Origin of the sequence: Chthoniobacter sp. (assembly GCF_040003245.1) — a bacterium.
Lineage (GTDB): Bacteria > Verrucomicrobiota > Verrucomicrobiia > Chthoniobacterales > Chthoniobacteraceae > Chthoniobacter.
The window spans coordinates 23,142-35,082 of the sequence record NZ_JBDUCX010000040.1; the positions used below are offsets into that span (position 1 = coordinate 23,142).

Annotated in this window: 10 protein-coding genes; 4 read left to right on the plus strand and 6 right to left on the minus strand. The window is 57.0% G+C overall.

Going from position 1 to position 11,941, the window contains the following annotated elements; all coding sequences use genetic code 11:
* The 4 genes from sppA to ABJF10_RS07605 form a co-directional block, all read right to left on the minus strand.
* Nucleotides 1-1,038, minus strand: a complete 1,038-nt coding sequence (gene sppA, locus ABJF10_RS07590) for a signal peptide peptidase SppA (RefSeq protein WP_348543936.1) — start codon at nt 1,036-1,038, stop codon at nt 1-3.
* 167 nt (nt 1,039-1,205) lie between these two features.
* Nucleotides 1,206-2,756: an NAD(P)H-hydrate dehydratase gene (locus ABJF10_RS07595; protein ID WP_348543937.1), complete on the minus strand. Its 1,551-nt coding sequence runs from the start codon at nt 2,754-2,756 to the stop codon at nt 1,206-1,208.
* Nucleotides 2,757-2,772: 16 nt separating this feature from the next.
* Nucleotides 2,773-3,372, minus strand: a complete 600-nt coding sequence (locus ABJF10_RS07600; protein ID WP_348543938.1) for an N-acetylmuramoyl-L-alanine amidase — start codon at nt 3,370-3,372, stop codon at nt 2,773-2,775.
* Between the two features lie 397 nt (nt 3,373-3,769).
* On the minus strand, nt 3,770-3,976 hold the full coding sequence (locus ABJF10_RS07605) for a hypothetical protein (protein WP_348543939.1): 207 nt from the start codon (nt 3,974-3,976) through the stop codon (nt 3,770-3,772).
* Nucleotides 3,977-4,067: 91 nt separating this feature from the next.
* On the opposite strand from ABJF10_RS07605, the gene ABJF10_RS07610 reads away from it, so the two are divergent.
* From ABJF10_RS07610 to ABJF10_RS07625, 4 genes are all read left to right on the plus strand, one after another.
* Entirely contained in the window at nt 4,068-5,768 is a 1,701-nt protein-coding gene (locus ABJF10_RS07610) for an AIPR family protein (RefSeq protein ID WP_348543940.1), read from the plus strand.
* Nucleotides 5,769-5,996: 228 nt separating this feature from the next.
* Nucleotides 5,997-6,827, plus strand: a complete 831-nt coding sequence (locus tag ABJF10_RS07615; protein WP_348543941.1) for a hypothetical protein — start codon at nt 5,997-5,999, stop codon at nt 6,825-6,827.
* The gene (locus ABJF10_RS07620) at nt 6,824-7,120 is read left to right on the plus strand and encodes a hypothetical protein (protein ID WP_348543942.1); all 297 of its coding nucleotides are present in this window, start codon (nt 6,824-6,826) and stop codon (nt 7,118-7,120) included. The genes ABJF10_RS07615 and ABJF10_RS07620 overlap by 4 nt, the downstream gene beginning before the upstream one ends.
* A 628-nt stretch (nt 7,121-7,748) precedes the next feature.
* The gene (locus tag ABJF10_RS07625; RefSeq protein ID WP_348543943.1) at nt 7,749-8,564 is read left to right on the plus strand and encodes a hypothetical protein; all 816 of its coding nucleotides are present in this window, start codon (nt 7,749-7,751) and stop codon (nt 8,562-8,564) included.
* 189 nt (nt 8,565-8,753) lie between these two features.
* Here the strand turns inward: ABJF10_RS07625 and ABJF10_RS07630 are convergent, their stop codons facing one another.
* Together ABJF10_RS07630 and ABJF10_RS07635 are read right to left on the minus strand one after the other, a co-directional pair.
* The gene (locus ABJF10_RS07630) at nt 8,754-10,523 is read right to left on the minus strand and encodes a TIR domain-containing protein (protein WP_348543944.1); all 1,770 of its coding nucleotides are present in this window, start codon (nt 10,521-10,523) and stop codon (nt 8,754-8,756) included.
* 567 nt (nt 10,524-11,090) lie between these two features.
* Nucleotides 11,091-11,546, minus strand: a complete 456-nt coding sequence (locus ABJF10_RS07635) for a DUF2059 domain-containing protein (RefSeq protein ID WP_348543945.1) — start codon at nt 11,544-11,546, stop codon at nt 11,091-11,093.
* Between the last annotated feature and the right edge of the window lie 395 nt (nt 11,547-11,941).

Sequence of the window (11,941 nt, forward strand, 5' to 3'; positions counted from 1 at the left end):
TTACGGCGCGTAAAAGCCCGGCAGAAAATAGAGCCGCCCGGCTTCGAGCTTCGGTCCGAGCGCCCTGGCCACATTCACCTCGACGCTGGTCTTTTCGCTTTGGCCGAGCAGGCGGAAAAGTTTGCCGAACTTAAAGGCCGCTTCGTAGCGGACGACCGTCGCCCCCTTGGCGCCGCCGAGTTCCATCGCCTTGGCGTAAGCGTCTTCGACTTCGCCGGTGGCGTTGATCAAGTTCGCGGCCTTGGCGTCCTTGCCGGAGATCACGCGGCCATCGGCCAGGCCGTGGCGCAGCTCGTCTTCGTTCAGCTTGCGCTCGCGGGCCACGATGCCCACGAATTTGGCGTAGCTATCCATGATCATCTTCTGCACGTAGTCGCGCTCTTCCTGGGTGAGCTCGCGTGAACCGCTGAGCATGTCTTTGAACTGCCCGCTCTTGAAAGTGATCGTTTCGAGCCCGACCTTGCCGAAGAGTTCCCGGTAATTGATCGACTGCATGATCACGCCGATGGAACCGGTGAGCGTGGTTTCATTGGCCATGAGCCAGTTGCCGGCGCAGGAGACGTAGTATCCGCCGGAGGCAGCCAGCGAACCCATGTAGACGACGACCGGTTTCTTTTTCCCGTAACCGCCGTCGCGCACTTTCCGCACGGCGTTGTAGATGGTATCGGAAGCGGTGACTTCGCCGCCGGGCGAATCGACATAAAGGACGATGGCCTTCACCTTGTCGTCCGTGGCGGCCTGCTCGAGCTGGATCTTGATGTCCTCGACCATCGACTCGCCGAGAGCCCCGGGCTCGGCGGCACTGATGATGCCGCGCAGGTAGATCAGCGCGATCTTCGCGTCCGGGTCCTTTGCGTCCTTCGCCGGCTTGCCGTCCACGACCACGGACTCTTCAAAGCGCGGCGCCCGTGGCGTCACGACGGTGCGCATGCTGTTGCCGCTGCTCACGATGAAGACGATGGCAAGGACTGTGAGGAAGCCGAGGCAAAGGCCGAAGCCCGCCAGCATCCAAAGACAGCCTGAAGTTTTCTGCGTCATTAAAGGGGAAAGGTGGAGGATGGGGGGGCGTTAGACAAGCGGGGAGTGCGCGGGGAGTGAAAGGCAGAACATCCAACGTCCAACGCCCAACATCGAACATCCAATTGGCGCAAGCGCTCCGAAGAATGCCCTCATTGGATGTTGGGCGTTGGATGTTCTGTCTTTTCCTACCACCCACCTGCCCGCAGATCGTCAAACGCCCGGCCGAGATGCTGGAGCAAGCCGGTCGGTGTGAGCGATTCTTCCGAGTCGTCGCCCAGGGTCACGGCGATCTCGGCGGCGCGACCGCAGAGCCAGGCGCCGGTGCGGGCGGCGTCGTAGAGCGGGAGGCCCTGGCCGGCGAGGGCGGCGCAGACGCCGGTGAGCATGTCGCCCATGCCGCCGGTGGCCATTCCGGGTGAACCGGTGGTGTTGTAGGAGAGCGGGTGGCCTTGCTGGCCGATGAGGGTGCGCGCGCCTTTGAGCAGGAGGATGTGTGGCCAACGTGCGTTGAACGCCTCGACTGTCTCCCGGCGGCTGCGGTCGCTGGATTGCGAGTCCAGGCGGGCCATCTCGCCGGGATGGGGCGTGAGCAGTCGCAGGCCGGCGCAGCGCCCGATGATGTGGATGTTGCTGGAGAGGATGTTGAGGGCGTCCGCATCCACCACCATCGGCTGGGTGGCGCGCTCCACGATCTGCCGCACTTCGTTGGCGTGGCGCGTGCCGAGACCCGGGCCGATGGCCAGAGCGTCTGCCTTGACGTCGAGCACTTCCAAATACGACTGCACTGGCCGCACCATCACTTCCGGGGAAATGGCTCCCGCGACGATGGAATAGATGTCTTCGGTGACATAAAGCGTGATCAGCCCGGCGCCCGCGCGGACACACGCCTCGGCGGACATGATCGCCGCGCCGACGAAGCCGCGGGAACCGGCGATGAGACCCACCCGGCCACACTGGCCCTTGTGCGTGTCGAAATTGCGGCGCGGCAGTGTGGGTCGGAGATTCTCCGGCGTGGCGACCACCTCGGAGCTCACACCGCTGGCGCGCCGGCTCAGCTCCTCCAGCGGCAACACCGCCAGGCGGCCGACGAAATGCGTCGCCCCATCGGCCAGGAGCCCCTGCTTGGCGAAGCCGATGGTGAGCGTGTAATCGGCGACCACGGCATCGGGATCGGCCGCGCCGGTGTCGCCATCGAGGCCGGTCGGCAGATCAAGGGCGAAGACCCGGGCGTGACTCGTGGCCCGCAACCGATTGATCTCTTGCGTGGCGCTGCGAATCGGTTCCCGCAACGCGCCGCCCGCGCCGATGCCGAGCAGGCCATCGAGGATGATCAGCGGTAGCGGATTGAGCCTCGGGCCGTGGATGCCGGTCACGCCCACATCGGTCCAGCCACGGAGTTCGAGATCGGTATCGGTGCCGATCAGGTCGTCAAACGGCTTCATCTCCTTCACCCGGTCCCAGTTCTTCCGGGTCAGCGGCGCCCAGGAGTCTTCGGGAAACGCGGGCTTCCATTCCAGCGTCCAGCCGGCCTGGGCGAGGTGCCGTGCGGCCACCAGCGCGTCGCCCCCGTTATGGCCTTTGCCAAAGACGACGACGCACTTTCCGGGGTGGGGACTAAACTGCGAGATGGCCCCGGCAATCTGGCGGCCCGCTTCCTCCATCAGCGCCTCGGCGGTGATGCCATCGGCAAAGGCGCGCTCTTCCAGCGCTTTCATTTCGCCGCAGGAGAGGATCATGGCCGGGGGGCGCTCTTCAGCGGTTGCGATCCAGGATGCCGCGGGCAATCGCGTCGGCCAGTTTCTGCCGATAAGCGGCCGAGTTGCTCACGCGGTCGGCCGTCTGCGGATTGCTGAGAAAGCCCGGCTCCACGAGAATCGAGGGAATGCGGGTGCGGCGGATGACGAAAAAGCCGCGCCGGCGAATGTGGCGATCCTCCAGCCCGGTCGCCGCCAGCAAGCGCCGGTGCACGGAGGCGGCGAGCGCGGCGCTCTGCGAGGTGTAGTAGTACGTCTCCACGCCATCGGCGGCGGTGCGCGGCGCGCCGTTGAAGTGGACGCTGACGAAAACGGCGTTGCTCTGGGCATTGGCGATGTCGCAGCGCTGCCGCAGGCCCACGAAGTAATCGCCATCGCGCGTCATCACCACGCGGACACCGGCCTCGCGCAGGGTTGCGGCCAGACGCTTGGCGACATCGAGAGTGTAAGGCTTTTCCGGCACCCGCTGGCCGGGAGCGCCGCCGCGGTCCTGCCCGCCGTGCCCGGCATCGATGACCACAGTGAGCGCCCGCGCCGGCGAAACGGCGACAAAAAGCGCGGTGAAAACGAGTGCTAAAAGATGACCGGGGCTTTTCATGGCGAACCGCGCGAGAGACTTTGGAAAAGTGCGACGGATGGCGAGCGGAAAGTTCGACCCCGGGCCGGGGAGTAAACCGCCGAGGCGCGGAGACGCGGAGGGGGAGGGGCTTTTGCGTACGATTGTCTCTGTGATCCCACAGACGTGCGGCAGGCGATTTCAACCACGGATGGCACGGATAACACGGATGGATAGGAAGTGACGCGCCGGTAGTGTCCTAATTTGCCGAAACCGGCAAATTGCTCCCCTTAGGGAGGGGGGTGGCCAGTGAACCTGGCCCATGATGATCGCGCCCTAGTCCTTGGGGCACTGGACAGTCTGGCTGTAGCCCTTGCCGACCACGATCACGCATGGTCTGAGGGCGAACGGGAAATCTACGAACAGGCAGTCCGCCTGCTTACTTCTTCTGGCGATTGTACGGAGACTGGTTTGTTGGCGACAGAGGGATTTCCTCGGTCGATGCCTTCTTGTAGACCGCATCAGGAGTGCGGCCCAGCTTCAGGCCGATCACGCGAGTCGGAGTGTTCTGTTTCGCAAGCTGGCCGAGCTGCTTCACGTCAGCGGGAGTCCAAGGCTTGCCGGTGTTTCTGGTGGATTTGGTCATGGTTGGGTGTGGTTCGCCGGTACTGGTGTACCCGAAAGCACTCTGTTGCCAGTAAAAGTACGGGCATTGACCATACGGAAGGGGGTGCGGCATGATCGGCGCCAACACACGGCAGAAGAAACCCGCTGCCGGATGGTCTATGAGCACATTACAGACGAACGCCCTCAATATAAATTTCACGCTTTGGAAGAATGCGCGAATGCCAACTGCTGAAGAAGACGATGCATTCGAGATTTATGTTTTGGAGCAAATATTGAAGAATGCCGACCCTGCGGATGCCGAAATAGAAGCAGGAAACTTAGGGGGCGGTCAAGATGACGGAGTGGACGGGTTTTATCTTTTGGCTGACAACACAATAGTTGGAGACGATAATTTCGCTCCGAAGGATAATGTTGTGCTTGAGTTGATCGTGTCGCAAGTAACTCGCTCAGCATCCTGGAGCGAGGGGAAGATACACAAACTATCTTCATTTATGCGCCATTTGCTTGAATGGGAGCCACTCGACGGGATCGATCTAATTAACCAAAAAGCCAAAGACTCAATGATGCTTTTTCGCAGCGTTTACGAAAAAGTAATGGTAAAACCGCATAAGCTGTCGGTGCGGCTAGTCTACGTTACAAAAAGCGAAAACACCCCATCATCCGGTATTATTGCGCGCGCAGAAGAAGTAACCCGATACATTAAAGAAAAGCTGCCAAAAAGCACCCCGTCTTTTGACCCATGGGGCGCATCTCGAATCTTTGACGCCGTGCAAACCTGTCGAGAGACAACATTGCTCCTAGGGAAAATAAGACATTTTGACATGCCGGATACATCAGTCGTGTGCCTTTCAACAGTTTCGCAGTTCGCTAAATTTCTGGAAGATGAGCATGGCAATATAAGGACGTGGGTAATGGACCCAAACGTTAGAGACTATCAACGTAATAATCCTGTTAATAAACAGATCAGGGAGAATCTTAATAGCCCAACTTTTAAAGAGGACTTTTGGTGGTTAAATAATGGCATCACGATTCTATCGGATAAATGCTTTGTAACCGGCAATACAGTTTCGATTGACAACCCCGAACTAGTTAATGGGCTACAAACCTCCCATGAAGTTTTCAACGCACGGTCGAATCCCTCTTTAAACAACCGACATATACTAATAAAAATAATTGTTGCTCCTGAAGAAAGCAGCAAAAATGCAATTACAAAGGCGACCAACTATCAAACCGCTGTTAACCTAATCTCGCTGAAGGCAAACGACCCTATACAATTTGCTATAGAGGACAGATTGCTGCATTCGGGATTATATTACGACCGAAAAAAGGGAAAGCATCGTCGTTTGAATCGGCCTATATCACAAATGGTTAGCATGAAAGCGTTGGGTCAAGCTATCATTGCAGCTTTTTTACAAAAGCCATCTGATGCGCGCGCTAGACCCGACTCGCTCTTAAACAGCGAGAAAAGCGCTCCGATTATATTTGGGGATCAATACCCGCTAGATTTTTTTGCGGCGTGCATATTAATTGACAGGCAATGTTCCGAGTTTGTAAACTCAGATACGGAGCTATCCCAAGACGCCAAGACCGACCTTAGATTTTATCTCACTACTTTAGTGGTGCGAACACTTGCTCAAAAACCAGAGCCAACGGTAAATGACATAGCAAAGTTAGTTACAGCAGCGTCTACCCCGATAGACCCGCTCATGCTGCGAACTTCTTTGGATTATGCATCCCAAACGTATGTGGCTTTCGGAGGAAACGACAAGGCCGCGAAGGGGAGGGCAATGGAATCCGAATTATTGAAGTAGCTTAGCCAGCAAAACGTTTCTTGCCCACTCCGACACGCCCTTTCCATTGGAGGCTCTTTCAATCGCCTTCAATTCTGAAGGAGTGACGCGAGCGCGCACCATTGCTGTTTTCGCCTCTCCCTTGGGGAGTTTCGGCCTGCCGATTTTGGATGTTTCTTTTTGTGCCACAAAAATAATTGTTGACCCAAGCTACTTTCCGTGGCACATTAAGTCAAATAAGAAATCCATATGGCCAACATCCTCTCCACCGAAAAGAAGACCGCAATCGTTTCCGCCCTCGCTGAGGGTTGCAGCATTCGCGGTATCGAGCGCATGACGAACGTGCATCGTGACACGATCATGCGCCTTGGTGTCCGCATGGGTGAAGGCTGCCAGCGGATCATGGATGAAAAGCTGGTAAACCTCGATTCCAAGCTGATCGAAGTTGACGAAATCTGGGGCTTCATTGGCATGAAGCAGAAGACCGCCAATCAGAAGCTCAAGTGGGCTGTGGCCGGTGACGTGTGGACATGGATTGCCATTGATGCGGAAACCAAGCTGGTGCCGACGTTCGCGGTCGGAAAGCGCACCGATGAAATGGCCAACGCGTTCATTGAAGACCTGTCCAACCGGCTCAAGCATCGCGTGCAAATCTCCTCCGATGCCTTCCCGGCCTACAAGAAGGCGATTGACCGCGCTTTCGCGGGAGACGTTGACTACGGCTCGATAGTGAAAGTGTTCAAGCACCCATCCGCTGGCGATGAGCGCCGCTATTCTCCCGCTGAAGTTGTCGGCGTGAAGAAGGAGCCCGTCACCGGCAATCCTGATATGTCTCTGGTTTCCACCTCCTACGTGGAGAAGCAGAACCATACGTTGCGGATGCACTGCCGCCGCCTATCCCGTCTCACCAATGCGTTTTCCAAGAAGATCGAGAACTTCAAGGCTGCCGTTGGGCTCCACTACGCCTATTACAACTTCTGCAAGGTTCACAAGACCGTCCGCACGGCTCCCGCCGTGGCTGCTGGCGTTATCAATTCGGCGTGGACTGTGGCCGATCTGGTGGAAATGGTGGAGGGATGAGCGAACGCACCGAAAAGTTGAAGACGGCGATTGAGACGTTGCACCATTGCACGGCGCATCACCTGGATTCCACGCCCGTATTCGAGGCGTTTCAAGGCAAGGTCATTTGGGAGGGGGTCGTGGACACCTTTGAAATTATCGGACACCCGAAGACGTTCCGCTGCTACGCGTGGCCGTTCAAGAGCGATGCGGGCGAAGAACTATCCGCAACCGTGCTAGGGATTCCGCCGGTCGCTTCCCCGGAAACAGCGGTCAAAGTGGCCATCGCCTCGGGCCAGATTTCCCTAGTTTGAAATCCACCAGAGCCATGCGCGAGCCGAAAGCACCATTTCAAATTAGGACACTGCCGACGCGCCGTTACGGAAATCCGTGCCCATCTGTGTCATCCGTGGTCCCTCTCTCCGCCTTTGTTACGACGCGAACGACGCCGACCCAAATTGTCCTAATACGCGGCGTCAGCGGGAAATACGGCGTAAACTTCGTACCGGACTGATGAAAAAGAAGGATATTGGAGGTCCTTCGGCAAGCTCAGGATGACAGGCTTTTTGGGGCGGGCTTCGCCCGCGTCCTAAGCTACGCTAACTCCCGCAGCGCCGCCGGATCCGGATCGACCGGGAGCTAATTCTATCGTCCCATCGGCACACATCCGTTCCTGCTTGTAGCATGTAGTGTATAGTCGACAATTCACTGGACGGACAGAGGGGCGAGGGGGTAGGATCGCCCTGTAATTCTCCTTGGTTTGCTTCTGGAATCGTGAAAGGGAAGTTTCCCCCTTTCAACAGAGGCGAGGCAGACCCCCACGCTCCCCGTCGTCCGTTCCCGTTTCGAGTGTCCACGGTGCGGCGGCGCGCCGGCAATTCCGGGAAGACCGATCCCAAAACCCAACCTGCTGCGCTCGTCCTGAGCGACCCCAATTGACCCATGACCAAACGAACTCCTTTTTCTACCGCCTTCGTGACGCTGCTTTTTGCCGTCGCGTTGCTCTTTTCCACCACCAGCGCCCGCGCACAGGCGGCGATCAAAGTCTTCAAAGTCGGCGACCGGGTGGAGATGAATATCGCCAACGATGTGCTGAATGACGACCTCTGGATCAAGGGCACCGTCACCGAAGTGATCTATACGGATGGCCGCCGCATTCTTTCCTACAAAGTGAAGCGGGACGGCGAGTACGTGCAGCAGTTTGGCAATCTGGCGCGGGTGATTCGTCCGCTCGCCGAGGGAGGTGAAGAGAAGAACACGACCCCGGCCAAACCCGAAGCGCCCCCACAGGCGCGCGCGAATAACAACAGCGGCGCCAACCCCATCGCGCCCGCCGCGCCCGCCGCCGGAGCGCAGACCGATTGTTCGTTTGAAAAGTATCCCGCCCTTGGTTCGGGCGGCACGTTTTCGGAAGCACTGGTGAAAAGCGGGCTCTACGAGCGATTCAGTTTTGAAAAAGACACGGGCGGGTTGTCCTCCCCCCTGGATGTCGGCGTCACGCTTCTTAGCTTTCAGCCCGGCAACACTTTCACCAACACGGTGACCGTGAATCCCGCGCGCGGAGCGGAGCGCAAATTCGACGGCGCGCCGGTGAATGCCACGATCTACCGCTTCCACGCCCAATACATCGTCTGCCGCAAGTTCAGCAACGCCACGCGACGGACTCAATTCGACGGCGAGAATGTGATGTTCAAAGCCGCCAACGGCAATTGGGCCTGCGTCAGAAACGGCGACCAGCACCCGACGGATTTGAAATAAACGGAGCGAGGTGGGGCGCTGGGCCGAAGATCAAGCCGCCCTGTCACGATTTGTTGACTGACCCATATCGCTCCCCAACCGCCAGCCTCCCTGATCCTTGGCTACTCTCCGCCGAAGCGACGCCATCCACCTAACGAAGCGCGCGAGCGCGAGCCAAAAGTCGTAGTATGACCCGCATCGTCTGACAGTTCAGGTTTTTTGCTTAATCATCGAAGTTTCAGCCTGCCGAAGCTTCAATAAAAACTCCTCGCTATTTCGCGACCAAGTAAGCTGCTCAAGCAGAGTAGGGTTTTGACGAAATACGATTGCCATTTTCCGCATAAAATCGAGCCACGTTTTGTAAGTGTCTTTCGCAAAGACGACCATTGCCACCAAACTGATGCTCTGGCCGCTGTCACTCCACACAACGCCGCTCGGATACACACCAAATGTTATTGAGATGCGTGGCCCATTTTCCATTGCTGCATGGGCAAGCGCCAGACCTTCACGGATCACTAAATCCCTCATGGTGTTTAGCAGAGAAAACAATTCTACTCCATTGAGACCCACATGTGGCGCCGCTAGTTGTCTTAGTACCTCCTCTTTGGAAAAGACGGAACCGGCCAAATTGACGAACACATGTTTGGGCGTCAGTAGATTGCTCAGAAACGGGTTCTGAACGTATCCAAATTCAGAGCCTTCCAAGCGCCTCGCGTGTGCATACTCGATCAGGTCACGAATTGTCGCATCACTTTCCAGGTGTAAACGTCTTTCGCGGAGCCACGCATCGCATTCCCACAAGTATTCAAGAACGGTTTTGATGGAGTCGTTTGCTTTGAACCGGTTTGGTCCCCAAGTCAGCACAGTAATTCTTGTTCCGACCTCGATAACAAGGTTCATGATCCGAGTGTCTAACGCGAACCCATTCTCCGCTTCCATCTCGAACAAGTAGATACCATGATCGCGATCATCGAATGCAACGTGCGTACGACACTTAAAGTACCTCGCGATCAGTGGAATCATCGGTAGGCTCAAGTTGTGCAGCCGATCATTGATAGTTGCCACCGAGCGACAACAGTCATCCGATGTCGTTTGCTCAATCTCTGGCGAAATGCCGGAACCGAAGTCCTCGATGTCTGGTTCATCGATCTCGCCAAATGCTTCGTCTATTAGCTTCGTCAGCCGCGCCTTGTTCGAAACGGGATCATTTGCGTAATTGTCCAAGTTTTCCCAGGCGACTTTGAAAAACTGTGCTGCCATTGATCTGCACTTTCCAGTTACCTCGACGGTAACGTCTTCCCCGTGCTCGAAACAAGCAATAGTAAGATCAGCGATGCTTGTGGGATTTACTTCTTCAGATGGCGATCGTTGATGCCTTATTATTCGAAACTCGGTACGTGGGAATTTGGCGCAGAGACCCACGATATAGCTCGCTGGTCTAAGGTGCAGCATGTTGGAGTAGGCATCCCTGCAGTTTAGTTTGCAGCGCACCCGAATTACGGTGGGCACAGCAAGAGAGCTTCGATGTTTCTGCGGCTGAGATGGAGGAGGTGTGGGTGTGGGCGTTGCTCCTGTGCAAGTCCCTTTAGAGGCTGTCAAAAGCTTCTCCCAACCGGCTTCATTTTCATTGCGATAATCCACGTGATTATAGCGCCGGAGCGTGTCTGGAATGTTGCAATCGCTCAGTATTAGCGGTATGAAGCGGCGCTCCAAATTGAGCGGATCCCGGAACAGGACGGTGCTGCGTTCTAACGCCACCCAATCCGAGCCGAACGCCGCGGCCGACATACAAAGAACTAGCACGCGGGAGCCTTCCAGGCCACGCTCGATGGCCAAGAAAATGTCATCCCCTGGTGAAATTACCCACTCGTCGAACCAGACATTAAGGCCAGCTTTCTGCATTCGCTGCGCCAGGTGCCGAACGGCCTGCTTGTCCTCAGAGTTGTAGCTCAGAAAAACGTCGTAAGTGAACTCGCTCATGTCGCTCTGGGGAAATGGCAAATGAGGCTCGGGCAGCGGTTACCATTGAGCCGCTGGAGATCGTAGTCGGTACATTTTTTGCGCGATCGGAGCATCGAACGATCACGTGTATGCCAGCGGGGGAGGCGTGGTCGATGAAGAAGTTGACGACGCTGCCGGCATTGGTGAGGGGTTCTGGGAGCGCGGGGCGCATCTTCCATGCGGTGCGGTGGTCGCGCGGCGCGCGAAGTCGTGTCCGCCGGGCTGCCCGGGGGACAATCCTTTCGCGCGTAGGCGCGAGCGCAGTTCTCTCAAAACCCGTTCCCCAACGTGTCGGGCGTTGCCCGAACACGTTGGGGAGCCCGTTCACGCGGCCGTTGAGCCGTGAAATAGAGAAGTCATGGGCGTTCGCCCCTACATACCATGTATGTAGCGCCAGTTAGCAGGGGGAGGGCGGACGCTCCGCGAATAGGGTCAAGAGTTGACCCCATTCCCTCCGCGAAGTGCCTAATTTTTTGACCCCAATTTCTTACGAAGCGAGGCCAAACTTGGCGACGGCGGAGGTTGGGCACAGCTTGGTTAGGCCGATTATGGATCGTTACGCAGTTTCCTTTCTGCGTCTCGCATATAGGCCTGCATCTTTTGCATAGTCTTGGTTTGAACTTCGGGCTGTGTGTCGAGCCACTTCTGTCCCACTGGACTCTTAAAAAATACAATCATACCCCGCAGATCCTCATCTGTGAATATCTCGGTGTATATCTGCATCCAGATCGGCTTGATTGCGTCCCAATTGTATATCTTGTCCGCTTGGCGCCGTCGTGTCGCTTTCTGTTCTGGAGAAAGGCTGGAATCCGCTGATTCCTCCATCTTTCCCTTCTGTTCCAAAACGAGCTTAAAACTCGTTTCGAGGCGCATCAGAGAAATGAGTTCGTCCGCCAATGCCTTTCGTTCTCCGCTCGCATCCTGCGCGGCGCAGTGGGAGAACCCGAAAATGGCAATAAAAAGGACTCTAATCAGTGTCAGCGTAGCGGTGTCACCTTTCATCTTGGGGCAGGTATCCTAACATCTTCTTCGGCCGCGTAAGTTGGGCATCAAGAGTCGGCGGAATGGAGAAAGCAGAAGCTTTGGGATCCATTCCTTCAAGGAAAATGGATGCCGCTGCGCGGGCGAGATTGGAAGTCAGTATAGAGGCAAGGGCGCATCCTCCGTCCACACGTGGAAGAGATGCGGCTTGCGCCGGGACGGTTGGGGTGCCCGCTTGGGGGTAGGTACCCCAGGTGGCCGCTCGCGGAGCTCGCTCGACCCGGGGCTAATTTCTGTCGTCCCTTCGGGACATGGACTCCAGCATGCACATTTTGGGTGCTCCTTGTGGACCGGTGACTTCCTGTGGGGCGGTGACTTGCGCGCGGGAGAGGGGGCTGATTCAGTGGGGGCGATGA